The organism is Pseudomonas sp. GL_091, from assembly GCF_057837725.1.
In genome coordinates this window covers 5,694,649-5,712,876 of the sequence record NZ_CM174451.1, presented here as the reverse complement: position 1 = coordinate 5,712,876, position 18,228 = coordinate 5,694,649, and the positions used below count along the sequence as shown (strand labels likewise).

General features: G+C 57.7%; 13 protein-coding genes. 6 read left to right on the top strand and 7 right to left on the bottom strand.

From position 1 onward, the window contains the following. Positions 1–82: 82 nt before the first annotated feature. From AC3ITY_RS25915 to AC3ITY_RS25890, 6 genes are all read right to left on the bottom strand, one after another. Entirely contained in the window at positions 83–796 is a 714-nt protein-coding gene (locus AC3ITY_RS25915) for an HNH endonuclease (RefSeq protein ID WP_489305806.1), read from the bottom strand. A 116-nt stretch (positions 797–912) separates the two neighbouring features. Further along, positions 913–1,446 (bottom strand): BRO-N domain-containing protein, encoded by a 534-nt coding sequence (locus tag AC3ITY_RS25910; RefSeq protein ID WP_489305804.1) that lies wholly within the window; start codon positions 1,444–1,446, stop codon positions 913–915. Positions 1,447–2,038: 592 nt separating this feature from the next. After that, complete coding sequence (locus tag AC3ITY_RS25905; protein WP_477788767.1) at positions 2,039–3,064, bottom strand: IS110 family RNA-guided transposase; 1,026 nt, start codon at positions 3,062–3,064, stop codon at positions 2,039–2,041. A gap of 148 nt (positions 3,065–3,212) precedes the next feature. After that, positions 3,213–4,460: a ribonucleotide-diphosphate reductase subunit beta gene (locus AC3ITY_RS25900; protein WP_489305802.1), complete on the bottom strand. Its 1,248-nt coding sequence runs from the start codon at positions 4,458–4,460 to the stop codon at positions 3,213–3,215. A 527-nt stretch (positions 4,461–4,987) separates the two neighbouring features. Continuing rightward, positions 4,988–5,263, bottom strand: a complete 276-nt coding sequence (locus AC3ITY_RS25895; protein ID WP_489305800.1) for a hypothetical protein — start codon at positions 5,261–5,263, stop codon at positions 4,988–4,990. A gap of 190 nt (positions 5,264–5,453) precedes the next feature. Then, entirely contained in the window at positions 5,454–5,717 is a 264-nt protein-coding gene (locus AC3ITY_RS25890; RefSeq protein WP_223533448.1) for a DUF2790 domain-containing protein, read from the bottom strand. Between the two features lie 481 nt (positions 5,718–6,198). On the opposite strand from AC3ITY_RS25890, the gene acs reads away from it, so the two are divergent. The 6 genes from acs to argR all read left to right on the top strand — a co-directional run bounded on the left by acs (position 6,199) and on the right by argR (position 13,002). Then, positions 6,199–8,154 carry an acetate--CoA ligase gene (gene acs / locus AC3ITY_RS25885; protein WP_046042313.1) on the top strand — a complete coding sequence of 652 codons (1,956 nt, stop codon included), beginning with the start codon at positions 6,199–6,201 and terminating at the stop codon, positions 8,152–8,154. A gap of 700 nt (positions 8,155–8,854) precedes the next feature. Further along, complete coding sequence (locus AC3ITY_RS25880) at positions 8,855–9,631, top strand: ABC transporter substrate-binding protein (RefSeq protein WP_489305797.1); 777 nt, start codon at positions 8,855–8,857, stop codon at positions 9,629–9,631. Between the two features lie 90 nt (positions 9,632–9,721). After that, positions 9,722–10,411 carry an ABC transporter permease gene (locus tag AC3ITY_RS25875; RefSeq protein WP_015096506.1) on the top strand — a complete coding sequence of 230 codons (690 nt, stop codon included), beginning with the start codon at positions 9,722–9,724 and terminating at the stop codon, positions 10,409–10,411. Beyond that, positions 10,408–11,106: an ABC transporter permease gene (locus AC3ITY_RS25870; protein WP_223446648.1), complete on the top strand. Its 699-nt coding sequence runs from the start codon at positions 10,408–10,410 to the stop codon at positions 11,104–11,106. The genes AC3ITY_RS25875 and AC3ITY_RS25870 overlap by 4 nt, the downstream gene beginning before the upstream one ends. A gap of 37 nt (positions 11,107–11,143) precedes the next feature. Continuing rightward, positions 11,144–11,908, top strand: coding sequence for an ABC transporter ATP-binding protein (locus tag AC3ITY_RS25865; protein ID WP_223455786.1), 765 nt, complete (start codon positions 11,144–11,146; stop codon positions 11,906–11,908). 113 nt (positions 11,909–12,021) lie between these two features. Beyond that, positions 12,022–13,002, top strand: coding sequence for a transcriptional regulator ArgR (gene argR / locus AC3ITY_RS25860; RefSeq protein WP_046042318.1), 981 nt, complete (start codon positions 12,022–12,024; stop codon positions 13,000–13,002). Positions 13,003–13,019: 17 nt separating this feature from the next. On the opposite strand, the gene AC3ITY_RS25855 is transcribed toward argR, so the two are convergent. Further along, positions 13,020–18,050, bottom strand: a complete 5,031-nt coding sequence (locus AC3ITY_RS25855; RefSeq protein WP_489305794.1) for a dermonecrotic toxin domain-containing protein — start codon at positions 18,048–18,050, stop codon at positions 13,020–13,022. Positions 18,051–18,228: the final 178 nt, after the last annotated feature.

Sequence of the window (18,228 nt, the reverse complement as noted above, 5' to 3'; positions counted from 1 at the left end):
CAAACCGAATTCTGCGAATTGACGACTGCTGCGCAGCCGTACGGGGGCAAGCCCCCTCGCCACAGGTTAATGTTCCGCTCGGTTATTCCGGTTTCAACCGTTTCACCTTTGTATAAAGCGAAGCGGTGAACTCCTCCCGATCACTCGAATGGTGACAACGCCGATGGCAATTCGGGCATAGCGCCACAGCATTGCTCGGACGATCCGAACCGTCCTGTGCCAAATGCTTAACGTGATGAACCTCAAGAAACGGAATGCCTGACTTTTCAAACGGAGCAGGCTTGCGACACCCTTCGCATCTACCTTTAGCCTGTTGGCGAACCCAAGCTCTTACTTCCGGATCGCGAACATACGACTTTCCGCTGGACTGAGTCTGCTCTGGTTTCTCAATCCCCTTCGGCTCGACTTTAATCGGTTGTCGCTCAAGCTTTGCAGCTCGCTGCTCCAGCGTCGCCTCGTCCGCTGTCGGGGCAAAGTCTTCGGGGGTTACAGGTCCTGGAGCATTGAGTGCTTCACGAATGCTCTTCGTAACATTAGCGCCGACATTCTTGGCAGGCTTGTATCCTTTGATAGGTGTTCGACCCAACTCGACCATAACCGTAGAAATGTTTTGCATCCGAAACTCAACCGAACCTTTGGTCCGACCAGCCAAAGCACCCTCGCGCAGGAGGCGATTTTCATGAGCCTTGTTGATCGCCTGACCGTTCTGCTCGCGAGACAGCATGCTGAGATAGGCATCGACCGCAGCCTGAATCTCTACCTCACTCCAATCGCCGTTGCTCTTTTCCGTATCCATACAATCGCCGAGGGTTAAATACCCTCGGACGATACTGAGTGGCCACTACGACTGTCTACGAAAATTCCTACATAAAAAAGAGATGGTTCTCGCAGGCGGTCCTACAAGCAGGGCACCTAACCCATCGAATGCTTCGACGACTGAAACACCCGCGCAACCTTACGCCACCAAGGTTTAACCACCGGCATCCGCCGTTGCGTGTGATCGAGCAAAAGGTAAGGCATGTCCCGCAGCCGAATCCAACCTTCATCCTGCCAGTGCAGCAGGCTCAGCGACATTTCCGGCCAATCCAACAAACTCAGCATCGGCCGATCCGAATTGTCCGGCTGCTCCGCATCACGTAAGGCCGGCACTACTTGATGAGTGATCCACTCTCGCAGCAACCGATTTCCTGGCGCGTAGTGATACACCAACAGCGCGTACACACCGGACTCGCTGAGCATCAACTGCTTTTCCGGTTGCCGGTAATACTCGATCCACAACGTGCGGTGTTGGTCTTTGTCTAGTTTGTTGACCATGCGCTCACTTAGATGGAAACCCATCAAGCGGCCGATATCGCGGGCGCAGAACCATGGTTGGTTTTCCAGGAGGAGGGCATGGAGAGGAAGATTGTGGCGGGTGAAGACTGTTACAGAAAAGAGATCAGACATGACCGATCTCCATGGTTCGGAGAGTGACGAGAAGGTTGTGTTCAGGCATATCCATTACCTCTACGTTTGGACTTTGGCGGGCCTGACCCCAACGTAGAGTGGACATAAGAAGCTCCAACGAGCAAAAGCCTCACACAGCCGTACGATAAATCACCAAGGGTGACTGCTCGTCTGTGCAATTGGCTAGCTTTCTACGTTGGGCGTTTCTTAGGCACCTGCAGTAGAGCTTAGGGCCGCTTGGAATGGCCCTCAATACAGAAGGTGCTGGAATACATGTAGGAGATTTAGCTACTACTGAGATTGCGAGTAAGAGTTTTCCTACTCCATAAAAAAATCTATGGTCGCCCCCATTTTTGCAATACTGATTAACGGGTGGTGTGGTTGGCTTGCTTAAATCTATCCGGCGTCTGTTTGGGGCATGCCCCAGCGCCACGATGAGAATCGCGCCTGACGATCCTAAAAAGCCCATCGGCTTCTTAAAGCCGATTTTTATGCCAGGATCTTCGCCAGGCCGGTAGGCCGTTCACGTCATCTGTTGTTCAGCTATCGCAAAACCTGAAGGGTGAATCGTGGTACTGCAACAACCGCAGGGTCAGGCGTTCAAGGCGTCTGCCCCTGCTTCATATTGCGTATGGTGAGTCGCGATCGCCCAGGCGATACGCGCCAGTTTGTTAGCGAGGGCACAGGCCACGACATTCGAATGTCGTCGACTGAGCAAGGCTCGTACCCAGTCAGCCAAGGCCCCTTTTTGGTGATCCAGCCTCTGCATATAGACCCTGGAACATTGCACCAACAGTTGTCGCAGGTGCTTGTCACCCCGCTTGCTGATCCCGAGCAAATTCGCCTTACCACCCGTACTGTACTGCCTGGGCACCAGTCCCACTGAGGCGGCAAAATCGCGACTGCGTCGGTACTGCTTAGCATCGCCCATCTCCACAGCCAGCAGGCTGGCGGTGATCGGGCCGACACACGGCATGCTCAGTAAACGACTACCTAGATCATCGTCGGCCAGTTGGCTCGCCAGCTCTTTGTCCAGCGCCTTGATTTGCTCATCCAGGTAGACGAAGTGATCGTGCAGACGTTGCAACAACACCGTCAAACGAACGGGAAACTCATGCCCAGCCAAAACAACTGCTAGACGCTTCATGATGGCCAAGCCTCTGGGCAAGCTGACGCCAAACTCCAGTAGAAAACCGTGCATCTGATTAGCCGTTTTTGTGCGGTCATGCACCAACGATTCGCGCATCCGATGCAGAACAGACAGGGTTTGCTGGGACTCGGTCTTAGGCGTCACAAAGCGCATAGATGGACGGGAAGCCGCTTCACAGATCGCTTCAGCATCGACGAAATCATTTTTGTTGCCCTTGACGAAGGGCTTAACGAACTGCGGGGAAATCAGCTTGGCCGTGTGTCCCATTGCCGCTAGCTGACGAGCAACAAAATGCGCCCCCGCACAGGCTTCCATCACCACGATACAACTCGGCACGTTGCCGAAAAGCTGCATCATCTGCGCCCGAGAGAGCTTCTTGCGAAACACCTCGCGGCCTGATTTATCCTGGCCGTGAAGGTGGAAATTATGTTTGCCGAGATCGATACCGATCAGTGCTGACTGGATCATGATGATGGCCTCCGAAAACAAAACACCCTGCGAAAGCGTAGCCCTCGCAGGGTGTGGGGGTGACCATCTCATTAGCCCCGATCAGATCGGGGCTTTTTTGGATTTCGATTCGTCGACTCAAGTCGTCAAATCGTGGCTAGCTTGGGAATCAATCCCAGCTAAGCGCGCCACCAGTCTGATACTCAATAACCCGAGTCTCAAAGAAATTCTTCTCTTTCTTCAAGTCCATGATCTCGCTCATCCAAGGGAACGGGTTAGTGGTCCCTGGGTACTCTTCCTTCAAACCGATCTGCGACAGACGACGGTTAGCGATGAACTTGAGGTAGTCCTCCATCATCGCCGCATTCATGCCCAGCACGCCGCGAGGCATGGTGTCACGAGCGTATTCAATCTCCAGCTGAGTACCCTGCAGAATCATCTGCGAGGCCTCTTCCTTCATCTCGGCATCCCACAAATGCGGGTTTTCGATTTTGATCTGGTTGATCACGTCGATGCCGAAGTTCAGGTGCATGGATTCGTCGCGCAGGATGTACTGGAACTGCTCGGCGACGCCGGTCATTTTGTTGCGGCGGCCCATGGAGAGGATCTGGGTGAAGCCGCAGTAGAAGAAGATGCCTTCCAGAACGCAGTAGTAGGCGATCAGGTTGCGCAGCAACTCTTTGTCGGTTTCGACGGTGCCGGTTTCGAACTTCGGATCGGAGATCGAGCGGGTGTATTTCAGGCCCCAGGTGGCTTTTTTCGCGACCGACGGGATCTCGTGGTACATGTTGAAGATTTCGCCTTCATCCATGGCCAGCGATTCGATGCAGTACTGGTAGGCGTGGGTGTGGATCGCCTCTTCGAACGCCTGGCGCAGGATGTACTGGCGGCATTCCGGGTTGGTGATCAGGCGGTACACGGCCAGGACCAGGTTGTTGGCAACCAGGGAGTCGGCGGTGGAGAAGAAGCCGAGGTTGCGCATCACGATGCGGCGCTCGTCGTCGGTCAGGCCTTCCGGGTCTTTCCAGAGGGCGATGTCGGCGGTCATGTTGACTTCTTGCGGCATCCAGTGGTTTGCGCAGCCGTCCAGGTACTTCTGCCAGGCCCAGTCGTACTTGAAGGGTACGAGTTGGTTGAGGTCGGCGCGGCAGTTGATCATGCGCTTTTCGTCAACGGCGACACGGGCGGAGGCGCCTTCGAGTTCGGCGAGGCCTTCGGCGACGTCGAGGGAATCCAGGGCTGCTTTGGCGCGGGCAACGGCGGCGGAGTCAGTGGCGGTCACGGCACGGGCTTCCAGGGCGGCGGCACCGCCGGCGCTGTCGAGACGGTCCATGTTGGCTTCGGTTGCGTGGCCAGCGTTGGCGCTCTTGACTGCTACTTCCGTGTCTTCTTTGTCGAATTCGTCCCAGCTCAGCATGACGTGTCGTCTCCTGCGTGAGGGCCAGTGTGCCCGTGTGAAAATGGATAGGTCGGTTTTTCACACGGACTTACTGGCCGCGTTGGATCTAAAGGAATCGTTTTTTGCAGCAGCTATACGCAGGCATCAAACAGAATTTTGTACGGGGTTCCGAGAGCCACTGATGGGCGCAGCAAGCTTTGATCGCTTGTGCGGGGCTTCAGACTGGCTTTTCATCCCTGTAAGGGAATATTGCAGGCCCGTTTAAGGCCGCATTATAGGGAAGTTTTGCGTGCTGTGGTGCGGCGAAATGGCTCACGGATTGGTTGACGGTGGCCGTTTTTCGGTCGGAGTGAGGGTTTACAGGGCTTTGAACGATGTTGGCGGGGGGAGATTTTTTTTCCTGATTTTTTGCCCCGGATTATTTTTGCTCAAGAAATAACCAAAAAAGGCTTTTTTTACTACATCTTGTGTTTCGGTGGGGTTTTCTCAGGCTCCAGACACAACTAAGCCCGACCGAAGTCGGGCTGTGAAGTCACGCTGGTTGATCAGCTCAGGCGAGCGGCACCGATGTGATCAGCGCCATCGGCGGCGAGGTGGGCGGCGCCGGTGTGATCAGAGCCGTCGGACGCGAGTTTGCCTGCGCCAATGTGGTCTGCGCCATCGGCGGCGAAGGACGCCGAGCCGGTGTGGTCGTAACCGTCGGAAGCGACAGTTGCTTCGCTGGTGTAAGCAGCCGAGCCGGTGCGGTCGTAACCATCGGCAGCGAAGGTGTTGGCAGCCAGGACGGAGAGGGTCAGGGCGAGGATCAGTTGGGTTTTCATGGTCGTTGCTCCAGTTTCGTAAGCGTTGGTTGTCTTGGGTTGCGGTTGATTCTACTTGGACTATTTCGATTAAAAAGCGCAAATAAATGCTTAAAATAATCGAATTAATCGATAATTAAGGTTCGGCGCTTTATCTGCCGAATCGCGGCGAGTGGGTCGAACCTTTTGGGGGGAGGGGTGAAGCAGGGGATCAGCCGTTGGAGCAACCGTTGCCCATCGCGCTGTAACGCAGGATATGCCGTTGACCGTTGGAATCTTCGTATTCCATTTTCATCGGCACAACTTCACACACGTTCGGGGCTTCGCTCATGGAGATCACTTTGGCGATGTCCAGATTCATCGAGTAAGTGTATTCCTCAATGGGTGGTTGTTGCTGGGCGACATCAGTCGGGACCTCGCCAGCCATGGCGGTCAGGCACACGCTGCTGAGGGCCAGAACCAATAAAGCTTTCATTTAATATTTACCTTTTAGAGGTCGAAAGGGGGCACGCAATCCTTTTGGGATTGCGTGTGGAACTTCAGTACCAGGGTGTTTGATTAACTGCCTTCGTGGGGGCTGCAACTGGGTTAATCAGATTGCCTTGTTGGCGTGGCTGATTTTAGGTGTGCGCGCCTCGTCCATATAGCCGTGGATTTGATAAACACTTTTGACAGATCCTGTAACAATCCCTGAATAGCCTCTTCTTTTGTAGGAGCGAGCTTGCTCTCGATGAGTCAGAGAGCGCCGCGGGGTGTCAGATTGGGCGCGTTATCGTTGACGACCATCGCGAGCGAGCTCGCTCCTACAGGTGTTGTGTGATGTTTGGCAGTGCGGGCGCGGGGGTATTCACGACATTTTGTAGGGGCTTGTTACTACCATCGTCGAATGGTTCTATAGGCCCGGCCCGGCTAAAACAGGGTCATACAAAAACAACTATTCCACCGAGGTAAGAAAGATGAGTGCGGCTTCCCTGTATCCCGTTCGTCCCGAGGTTCTGGCTAACACGCTGACCGACGAGGCGACCTACAAGGCCATGTACCAGCAGTCGGTCGTCAACCCCGACGGCTTCTGGCGCGAGCAAGCCAAGCGCCTCGACTGGATCAAGCCTTTCACCACGGTGAAGCAGACTTCCTTCGATGATCACCATGTCGACATCAAATGGTTCGCCGACGGCACCCTGAACGTTTCCTACAACTGCCTCGACCGTCATCTGGCCGAGCGCGGCGATCAGGTCGCGATCATCTGGGAGGGCGATGACCCTGCCGAAAGCCGCAACATCACTTACCGCGAACTGCACGAGCAAGTCTGCAAGTTCGCCAACGCCCTGCGTGGTCAGGACGTGCACCGCGGCGACGTGGTGACTATCTATATGCCGATGATCCCCGAAGCCGTGGTCGCCATGCTGGCCTGTACCCGGATCGGCGCGATTCACTCGGTGGTGTTCGGCGGGTTCTCGCCGGAAGCCTTGGCCGGTCGCATCATCGACTGCAAATCCAAAGTGGTGATCACCGCTGACGAAGGCATTCGTGCCGGCAAGAGGATCCCGCTCAAGGCCAACGTCGACGACGCGCTGACCAACCCGGAAACCAGCAGCATCCAGAAAGTCATCGTGTGCAAGCGCACCGGTGGCGACATCAAGTGGAACCAGCATCGTGACATCTGGTTCGAGGACCTGATGAAAGTGGCGGGCACCGTTTGCGCGCCGAAAGAGATGGGCGCCGAAGAAGCGCTGTTCATCCTTTATACCTCCGGCTCCACCGGCAAGCCGAAGGGCGTGCAGCACACCACCGGCGGTTATCTGCTGTACGCAGCCATGACCCACGAGCGCGTGTTCGACTACCGTCCGGGTGAAATCTACTGGTGCACCGCCGACGTCGGCTGGGTCACCGGCCACAGTTATATCGTCTACGGCCCGCTGGCCAACGGCGCGACCACGCTGCTGTTCGAAGGCGTGCCGAACTATCCGGACATCACCCGGGTGGCGAAGATCGTCGACAAGCACAAGGTCAACATCCTCTACACCGCACCGACCGCGATCCGCGCGATGATGGCTTCGGGCACCGCCGCCGTTGAGGGCGCCGATGGCAGCAGCCTGCGCCTGTTGGGTTCGGTGGGCGAGCCGATCAACCCGGAAGCCTGGGACTGGTACTACAAGAATGTCGGCAAGTCCCGTTGCCCGATCGTCGATACCTGGTGGCAGACCGAAACCGGCGGCAACATGATGAGCCCGCTACCGGGTGCCCACGCGCTCAAGCCAGGCTCTGCGGCGCGTCCGTTCTTCGGCGTGGTGCCGGCACTGGTGGACAACCTGGGCAACATCGTCGAAGGCGAGGCCGAGGGCAATCTGGTGATTCTCGATTCGTGGCCAGGCCAGGCGCGTACGCTGTTTGGCGACCATGACCGCTTCGTCGACACCTACTTCAAGACCTTCCGTGGCATGTACTTCACCGGTGACGGCGCCCGTCGCGATGCCGATGGTTACTACTGGATCACCGGTCGCGTGGACGACGTGCTCAACGTGTCCGGCCACCGCATGGGCACCGCCGAGATCGAAAGCGCGATGGTCGCGCACCCGAAAGTCGCCGAAGCCGCTGTGGTTGGTGTGCCGCACGACATCAAGGGGCAGGGTATCTATGTCTATGTCACCCTTAAAAATGGTGAAGAGCCGAACGAGCAGTTGCGCCTGGAACTGAAAAACTGGGTGCGCAAGGAGATCGGTCCGATTGCTTCGCCGGATGTGATCCAGTGGGCGCCGGGGCTGCCGAAGACTCGCTCGGGCAAGATCATGCGGCGGATTCTGCGCAAGATCGCTACGGCTGAGTACGATGGGTTGGGCGATATCTCCACCCTGGCTGATCCGAGTGTGGTGCAGCATTTGATTGATACGCACAAGACTATGAATGTCGCGTAAGCGGCGGTTGTGAGTCACTGAAAGCCCTGTCAGGTGTTGAGCCTGGCGGGGCTTTTTTGTGCCTGGGTTTTTGTGTTGCCTGGGCTGGCCTCATCGCGAGCAGGCTCGCTCCTACAGGGATTTGCGGTGTATAGGCGATCTGAACCACACCACAAAACCTGTGAGAGCGGGCTTGCTCGCGAAGGCGATCTGCCATGCGTCGAAGCAACATCTACCAATAATTATCGGGATACTCTGTCGGCCTTTTCCTACTGTTACCTGCGTTCTTTCAGGTTACTGAATGTGTAACCGCATCGCTTCAACACGGGGTATTGGGAAACGCCAAGCCCCACATCGGGGTGTAAAAAGCACCGCTGAAAAATAAGACCCCACGCTGCGCTTGCCGGATTAGAAGGGTTTGCCAATAATAGGCCCGCAATTTGCAACACAGATCGGTTCAACGTCTTTTGCTCTTGCATGATTTTGCGGGGCTGTCAACGCGCTAAAACGCCTTTCTCGGTGCTTCTGTAATTAGTTGTCGCATTGAAGAAATATCGGCTTCGGGCCTGTCGTTAGAATGCCGATCACTCGCTCGTCGTTGCTCGTGTTGAAATTTCGCACGCGCAATGTAGGACGCAGCACTGCTTTCCGGTTCCACTCACTCGCATATTGGGCTGTTGCTCACTCTGCCGTTTTTGCCCTTTACCGATGGAGTCCCAAGATGAAGAAACTCGTGCTGCTTGGCGCCCTGGCACTGTCCGTGCTGTCCATGCCAACCTTCGCCGATGAAAAACCTCTGAAAATCGGTATTGAGGCGGCTTACCCTCCGTTCGCGTCGAAAGCGCCGGACGGCAGCATCGTTGGTTTCGACTACGACATCGGCAACGCGCTGTGCGAAGAGATGAAGGTCAAGTGCGTGTGGGTCGAGCAAGAGTTCGACGGCCTGATCCCGGCACTGAAAGTGCGCAAGATCGACGCGATCCTGTCGTCCATGTCGATCACTGAAGATCGCAAGAAGTCTGTGGACTTCACCAACAAGTACTACAACACCCCGGCTCGCCTGGTCATGAAGGCCGGCACTCAGGTCAGCGAAGGCCTGACCGAGCTCAAGGGCAAGAACATCGGCGTGCAGCGTGGTTCGATCCACGAGCGTTTCGCCCGCGAAGTCCTGGCCCCGCTGGGTGCCGAGATCAAGCCTTACGGTTCGCAGAACGAAATTTACCTCGACGTGGCCGCCGGACGCCTCGACGGCACCGTGGCAGACGCTACGCTTTTGGATGATGGTTTCCTGAAAACCGACGCCGGTAAAGGTTTCGCGTTTGTCGGCCCTGCGTTCACCGACGTCAAATACTTCGGTGACGGCGTAGGTATTGCGGTTCGCAAGGGTGACAAGGCTGAGCTGGACAAGCTCAACGCAGCCATCGCGGCCATTCGCGAGAACGGCAAGTACAAGCAAATCCAGGACAAGTACTTCGCCTTCGATATCTACGGCAAGTAACACGTCTCTGCGACAAGTCCGAAATGGCGCAAGCAACAGGATCTCTGAGGTTTGCGCCATTTTTTCATCCTACTTTCGAGGACCTGAATCATGTTGAAAGGCTACGGGGCTGTCATCCTCGATGGCGCTTGGCTGACGCTTCAGCTCGCCTTGTCGTCCATGGCCATGGCCATCGTTCTGGGCCTGATCGGCGTGGCACTGCGTCTGTCGCCGGTGCGCTGGCTGGCCTGGCTGGGCGACCTGTATTCCACGGTGATCCGCGGTATTCCCGACCTGGTGCTGATCCTGCTGATTTTCTACGGCGGCCAGGACTTGCTCAACCGCGTCGCACCGCTGCTCGGCTTTGACGAGTACATCGACCTGAACCCATTGGCCGCCGGTATCGGCACCCTGGGTTTCATCTTCGGTGCGTACCTGTCGGAAACCTTCCGTGGCGCCTTCATGGCGATCCCCAAAGGTCAGGCCGAAGCCGGCATGGCTTACGGCATGAGCAGTTTTCAGGTGTTCTTCCGGGTGTTGGTGCCGCAGATGATTCGTCTGGCGATTCCGGGTTTCACCAACAACTGGCTGGTATTGACCAAGGCTACCGCGCTGATTTCGGTGGTGGGTCTGCAGGACATGATGTTCAAGGCCAAGCAGGCGGCCGATGCCACCCGCGAGCCTTTCACCTTCTTCCTCGCAGTGGCCGCGATGTACCTGGTGATCACCAGTGTGTCGTTGCTGGCATTGCGTCACCTTGAGAAGCGCTACTCGGTAGGCGTAAGGGCGGCTGATCTATGATCTTCGACTACAACGTCATTTGGGAGGCCTTGCCGCTGTACCTCGGCGGCCTGGTGACTACCCTCAAACTGCTCGCGCTGTCGCTGTTCTTCGGTTTGCTGTGCGCCTTGCCGCTGGGCTTGATGCGCGTCTCGAAGAACGCGGTCGTCAATATGTCGGCCTGGCTCTTCACCTACGTGATCCGCGGCACGCCGATGCTGGTGCAGCTGTTCTTGATCTACTACGGTCTGGCGCAGTTCGAAGCGGTGCGTGAAAGCTTCCTCTGGCCGTGGCTGTCCAGCGCAACGTTCTGTGCGTGCCTGGCGTTCGCGATCAACACCAGCGCCTACACCGCCGAAATCATCGCCGGCAGCCTGCGCGCCACGCCGAACGGTGAGATCGAAGCGGCCAAGGCCATGGGCATGTCGCGGGTCAAGATGTACAAGCGCATCCTGCTGCCGTCGGCCCTGCGCCGCGCGCTGCCGCAGTACAGCAACGAAGTGATCATGATGCTGCAGACCACCAGTCTGGCGTCCATCGTGACCCTGATCGACATCACCGGTGCCGCGCGCACGGTCAACGCCCAGTTCTACCTGCCGTTCGAGGCGTACATCACCGCCGGCGTGTTCTACCTGTGCCTGACCTTCATCCTGGTGAAGCTGTTCAAGATGGCCGAGCGCCGCTGGCTGGGCTACCTGGCCCCGCGCAAGCACTGAATACCACTGACTGACTGTTTTTGTGAGAACCGACAGCATGTACAAACTTGAAGTCCAAGACCTGCATAAACGCTATGGCAGTCACGAAGTGCTCAAGGGCGTGTCCCTGAAAGCGGCAGCCGGCGATGTGATCAGCATCATCGGTTCCAGTGGCTCCGGCAAAAGTACTTTCCTGCGCTGCATCAACCTGCTGGAGCAGCCGCACGCGGGCAAGATCCTGCTCAACAACGAAGAGCTGAAGCTGGTGGCGAACAAGGACGGCGCGCTCAAGGCTGCCGACCCGAAACAGCTGCAACGCATGCGTTCGCGCCTGTCGATGGTGTTCCAGCATTTCAACCTGTGGTCGCACATGACCGCGCTGGAAAACATCATGGAAGCGCCGGTGCATGTGCTGGGCATGTCCAAAGCCGAGGCTCGCGACAAGGCCGAGCACTACCTGAACAAGGTAGGCGTTGCTCATCGCAAGGATGCTTACCCTGGCCACATGTCCGGCGGCGAGCAGCAGCGCGTGGCGATTGCCCGTGCGCTGGCGATGGAGCCTGAGGTGATGCTGTTCGACGAACCGACCTCGGCACTCGACCCGGAGCTGGTTGGCGACGTGTTGAAAGTCATGCAGGCCCTGGCCCAGGAAGGCCGGACCATGGTCGTGGTGACCCACGAAATGGGCTTCGCCCGTGAAGTGTCGAACCAGTTGGTGTTCCTGCACCAAGGTGTGGTCGAAGAAAGCGGCAACCCGCGCGAAGTGCTGGTGAACCCGCAATCCGAGCGTCTGCAGCAATTCCTCTCGGGTAGCCTTAAGTAATCGCTCCCGTTACGCACCAAATTAGGCCATGCTGCGCAGCGCGCGCCAGATGGTCTAATTTGGTTGCAGCCGCTTCTGGCTTCTAACACTGTTTTCGCTTCGGATTGCCCACCATGACTGCCCATCGAATTGGTTTCCTGATTTGGCCCAGCACTAAAGCACTGACGCTTGCGCTGGCTGAGGAGGCCTTGCGTGTTGCCCAGCGTGTGCATCCGGACGTGGTTTACGAGTTGTCGTTCCTGCAGGCCGAACCGCCGGCCGAAAGCGCCTGGCAATTGCCGGGTGAAGCGTGGACCGGCAAGCTCGAGAACTTCCAGAAACTGTTCCTGCTCGCTGACGAACCGCCGACCGCACTGGCGCCGGCGCTCAGCAGTGCGCTCAAGCAACTGGTGCGTTCCGGTTGCGTGATCGGCGGTCTGTCGGCCGGGGTTTACCCGCTGGCGCAGCTGGGTTTGCTCGACGGTTATCGCGCGGCTGTGCATTGGCGCTGGCAGGACGATTTCGCTGAGCGTTTTCCGAAGGTCATCGCCACCAGTCACCTGTTCGATTGGGATCGCGATCGCCTGACGGCGTGCGGCGGCATGTCGGTGCTCGACTTGTTGCTGGCAGTGCTGGCCCGCGACCATGGTGCGGAACTGGCCGGTGCGGTCTCCGAAGAACTGGTGGTCGAGCGCATCCGCGAGGGCGGTGAACGCCAGCGCATTCCGTTGCAGAACCGCCTCGGTTCCAGCCATCCGAAGCTCACACAAGCCGTGCTGCTGATGGAAGCCAACATCGAAGAGCCGCTGACCACCGACGAAATCGCCCAGCATGTGTGCGTGTCCCGTCGGCAGCTGGAGCGGATCTTCAAGCAATACCTCAACCGCGTGCCGAGCCAGTACTACCTGGAACTGCGCCTGAACAAGGCCCGGCAGATGTTGATGCAAACCAGCAAGTCGATCATCCAGATCGGCTTGTCCTGTGGCTTCTCCTCGGGGCCGCATTTCTCCAGCGCCTATCGCAACTTCTTCGGTGCCACGCCGCGGGAAGATCGCAACCAGCGGCGGAGCAGCAGCCCGTTCGAATTGTCATCGGTGCCGCCGGAGCGCGGTTGATCCGCGCCTGATGGCGATCACTCGTCCGGATCAGTCTCACCGGAAGAAGACACTTCCATTTCTGCCTGTTCGATGACTTCCTGAACTCCGAAGTCGACACTGGTCAGCCTGAAGTACTCAAGCAGAATTTGCAGGCTTTCTTCAGAGAGCGGATTACCCCGCAGGCTGATGCTTTCGGCGACCTCCAGCGGCAGCTCGAGGATGTCGGCGGGTATCCGGCTGATCGCGTTGCCGCTCAGGTCTACGGTCTCCAGGCTCTTGAGCTGCAACAATCCAGCAGGTAATTCGGTGAGCCCGCAGTTGTCCAGTTGCAGGGTCGTCAGGTTTGCCATCTGGCTGATATCCGGAGCCAGCCCCAGCGGATTGTTTCTCAAGTCGATGAACTCCAGGCGGGCCATCTCGGCCAGGTTCAGGACCGACTGCGGGGTCAGGGTGATGTTGCAGTCGAGGAGGTTGAGCGACTTCAAATCGCTCATCCGGAAGATCGCCTCCGGGATATCGTCCAGCCTGAAGTCGTTGATAACCAGGGTCTTGAGTTTGGGGAAGCGCTCCAGGAACCCGGTGACACCTGTGGTCAGGCCGCTCTCGCTACTCAGGTAAACCATAGAAACATGGCTGAAATCTGCGCTTAGTGTCGGCAGGTGACCGGTAATCCGTGTGTCCAGACTCAGATCATAAGTAATCGCTTGCAGCGAATCGTTGAAATCATCCAGATCGGTTTCCCGGCGCCAGCAGCGCAGTACGGACTCTCTGAATGCGTCCCGCGTCGAATGTTCGATCTGCAGTTGCTGCGCAGTGAACGGTTGATTGCTGTGAGGGTGGACGGCAGGGATATCGACGGTCCAGGCGGACAGGTCGTTCTCCAGGGTGGCAAGTTCTGCCTCCAGGCGTGTCAGTTCGACTCGCCCCTCATCCAGGGTCCCGGGCAGTTTGTAGACGAATTTGCTGGCATCTTCCTGGTCCATCCAGGGGTACAGCGCCTGCGCGCGGTGGATATCTGCTTCTTCGGCGTAGATACCGAAGTCTTGACGGGTCTGCTGGAAGTGCTGTTTGAGGCGTTCACGGGTTGCGCTGGAAAACGGATTGTTGCTCAGGTCGAAACCCTCCTGGGTGCTTTGTTGCAATGTGAACAGTGCGCTGGGCAACTCTTTGATCTGGTTGTCATTGAGCAGGGCGATGCGCAGGCGCGGTCGAGTCAGTAAGTCAGTCGGTAGATCAGAGATGCCCGTCTGCGATAAATCGATGTAATTCAAATCGGGCATGCTGCCGACATCGGGTGCCAGGCCCAAGGGGTTGTTGAACAAGTCCAGAGTGGTCAAATGATGTAGGCCTGAGAGTTCGAGCTGGCTTTCGGGGCTGAGAGTGACCGCGCAATCGCTCAGAATGAGTTCTTCGAGTTGCAGCGATGTAACGGTATCGGGCAAGTGGCCAAGGTTGAAGTTGCGCAGTTTCAGGATGCGTAATCCGGTAAAGCTGCGCAGAAACTCATGCACGCCCCGCGTGGCGCTACTGCCTTCCAGGGTCAGCATTGTGACACCGCTGAAGTCGGTGCTCAGGGTCGGCAATTGGCCGATGATGGGTTGGAAGAAGTTGAAGTTGGCCGTTTCAAGGGGGGTATCGGCAACGGTCCATTGCTGTCGCCAGCAGTCCATCAGATCGAAGGTGAATTGTTGGCGGACCTGCTTTTGTGCAGCGAATTGTTCGGGAGTGATCCTGGTTTGTGTGTCTGGAATGAACAGCGGAATTTCATCGCGCCAGGACGACAGCGTTTCCAGGAGTTGCGCGTGTTGAGCCATGAGCCGACTTAGCTCTGCCCGCGGTCCGCTGGGATGCAGTTGCAGGCGTTCGACGAAGGCGTCGAGCTCTTCGGCGGATAGATGGGGAAACAGTGTCTGCGCCCGGGATTGCAAGGTGGGTGTGTTGCCTGGCATTCGACGATACCCGTCACTGCCACCGAGCAAGCGCATCACCTTTGGGTCGTAGGTGGGTTTGAGGTCGGGGTGTTGAACCAACAGCGCGCGCAATGCATCACGGTTCAAGACGTGTTGGCGAATCAGTTGCTTGAGCCGTTCACCTTCACCGATATGAAGATTCAGGGCGGTACGTTCGCTGTCCGGCATGGCCTGTAGCAGGCAAGTGTATAGCGAGCCCATACCGCTGAGTTCTTCGCCGTCTTGATCGAACGCCTGATACGAGCCTTCTTCTTTGAGTACCAGCACTTTACGAAGGGGGGCGACGACACTGCCAACGCTGTCGATCAGCGGACCTTCATGGGCGTACTGGCGGATTTCCAACCGTAGCTGTCCCGTCCAGCCCGGCAGTTTTTCCACGGTGTGCAAGGCCAGTCGGTCGGTGTCGAGGTTGTTCTCGGTCGATGGCAAATCAAGCCCCTCGTAGGCGCGAGTCACGCGCACTTGCAGTCTGGCCTCCCGGCTCAGCTCGGCCAGGCGAGGGGCAACGGTTGAGTTTTTCAGCTGTTGCAGTTCCAGGTCGCTTGCTGTGTCCACAATCGCTTGTGCAACGCTGCGTGGCAGTCCGGGCTCGGCATCCATGACCACTTGTATGGCTGCGCGAACGCCACGTTCGAGTCGGCGATAACGCTGATCGAACAGGCTTTGCCGTTTTTGTTTGGCAAGCCGCGCGAGTATCTGGCGCAACCGCTGAGTCCGGTTTTCCAGGCCAGGAGAGGGGTGGCCGAATTCTTCGCCCATCAGCGTTCTGGCTTCGCTGTCCGACAGGGTCAGGAGAAAGGTTTTCAGCAGGTCGCCGTCGGTGAGGCGCGCGGTATCGATTTGCACCACGGGCACATCGGGCGCCGGGCTTTGCCAAAGGGTTTGGGCGTTGTCGTCGATCAGTCGCAGGCCTTTGTCTGCCGGCCAGTAGCCGTTTTCATTGAGCAGTTCCAGCTGTGTCACGGGATCCGCCTTGAGGAAGTGTTCCGGCTGGTCACTGCCAATCTGATCGATAAAGGTTTGTATGTCTTGATCGATCCTGAAGCGTTTGAGTGTGTCGGCCAATAGCGGTGGCACCTGTCCGGCATTCACGTGCATCTTGCGCAGGACATCTTCGTGGCAGCCGCTGATGCTGAGGATGCGTTCGCGGGTGTTGGCTGGAAATCGCTGCATGTCCGGGCCGACACGGTGCAATACGGTGGCCTGGTCCCAACTCAACGGCTGGTCGAGTTCGGTTTGCCAGGCACCGCTGCCGTTGTGTCGCAGTTGTGGTTTGTAGACGTCAGGGCGGGTGGGGTGGTCGATGCGGTACTCGCCGGTTAGCGGGTCCTTGCTCACTGCGTAGTGCTTGTTTTCCAGGGGTAGCAGGTTTTTGCCCTGATGCGGGTGCAGGCCCAGTTCATTCGGTTTTGCATCTTTGGGTAACACCGCAGGGTGTTCATAGGTGGTCAGGTCGGGTTGCCAGTAGCGGGTGTCGCCGTTCGGGCGTTTTACCGTATTGAAGCGGTCGATGAATTCAACGATCTCCCGGGGCAATACTGAGCGAAATTCGCCGGCCGCGATCGCACCACCTGCGGCAAAGGTCCCTAGTTGCACCGCGGACTCCACCACCCCCATCAAGTGCCCGAAGGCTTCGCGACTCTGCCCCTCGGCCCAGTCGACTACGCTTTCGAAGGTTTCGTCGAGCAACTGGTAGGCCATGTAGCCCAGCATCAGTTCGCCGAGAAACGGCACGAATGGCAGTGCCACGAAGGCGGCGATGTTCAGGAGTGTCGAGGCGATTTCCGTGAAGGAATCCCACAGCGCCCAACGGGCTTTCTGGTCGACCGTTGCAGTGGACACCGCGATCACTCGCGCATCGTTGAGGATCTTGTTGAGCTTGCTCTGGTAGAGGTGAGTCCACAGTTCTCCTGTGACAGGTGTTGCCACGATCTGCAGATCCGCACGCGGGTTGGGTTGTTCCCGCCAGGTCGGACGAGAATCGCCTGGCTGAATCGGTTGCCAGGTGATCGGGGCAAGCAGCTGGTTCAACTGCGCGAAAAAGTAACCGCGATCCTCATGGTTGATGAAGCGACTGAAAAACTGTTGATACCCGGGGTCGCGCAGGCGCTGGCCCAGTTCCTCGGCGAATGCCGCAGACGAGGGGTATTCCTTGATCGGATGTTCGGGGTCGCCCGGTATATAAGCCACTACGCGAACCACTTCCCGGGCGCGCTCCAGGTCCGGGGCAAACAGCAGGATGCCGGTGAGGCGCGCGTTGAGGATCGTCAGGTCATGACAGCGCCATGGCTGCTTGTGCAGGCGCAGATGCGGCAGGTTGTCGAGCAGGCCGAGAATCAGGCTGTGGGTGCCGCTGCCCAGGAGGTTTTGCATCTGCGCCAGGTGCAATGCAGCGGTGATTGCGGATTTCTGGCTGTCGCGGATTTTCCCTTGCAGGAGCGCTGAGTCCACCGGGTTGCCGATACTCAGGTTGTCTTCCAGATAGGTTTTATAGCGCTGGCCAATGTCCAGCTCCCGGCACATGCCGGTAAATACCGTGACAGGCATTTTTTCCAGGATCAGCGGCAAGGTCAGGAATTGCCCGTTGGAAGACGGCGCGGTGATGTACGTCGAGGCAGGCTCGAAGGCATCGACGCGGGTCTCGGCACTTTCGAAGTTGTGCAGCGCGGCGTCCAGCAGCGATACCGTCCAGGTGCGCGCAGCGCCCGACTTCAACCGTAACCACGGCAGATGATCAGGCATGTAGAGGCGCAAAAACGTTTCGCGCACATTCACATCCAGGCCGAAGCGGCGCTTGAGTTCGGCCTTGAGCAGCGGTTCGGCGAAGTCCGCGGGGTTCTGCAGGTTGGCCAGTGCCTTGTCGACCTGGTTCTGGCTGGAGACCTGTCGGGCGATCAACCGGGCGAGTTCGGTGTGGTGATGTTTCGACGCGTCCCGTAGTCCGGCGGGCAGGGCGGGGGTGATGTTGCGCAGCGCCTCGCGTCGGTGGGGCGCCGCCTGGCGGAGCCAGGAGGGGATTACACTCTGCAGATGCTGGAAATGAGCATCCGGCCTGAAAGCGTCGGAAGCAACAGTGGCAGTAGGTTCGGTATTCATGGGGTGAGTAGCCTTGGCTTTAAAAGGCCCCTAGGAAAACCCGCGAACCTGGACGCTGTGCGGTACATATTTACCGCACTCGGACCATTGGCAAGAGTTACAACGCAGCAAGCCTGCCGCAAACGCCCGCCGCCAGTTAAACTGCGCCTTTGCGACCCTATATGTCGCATTGCCGTAA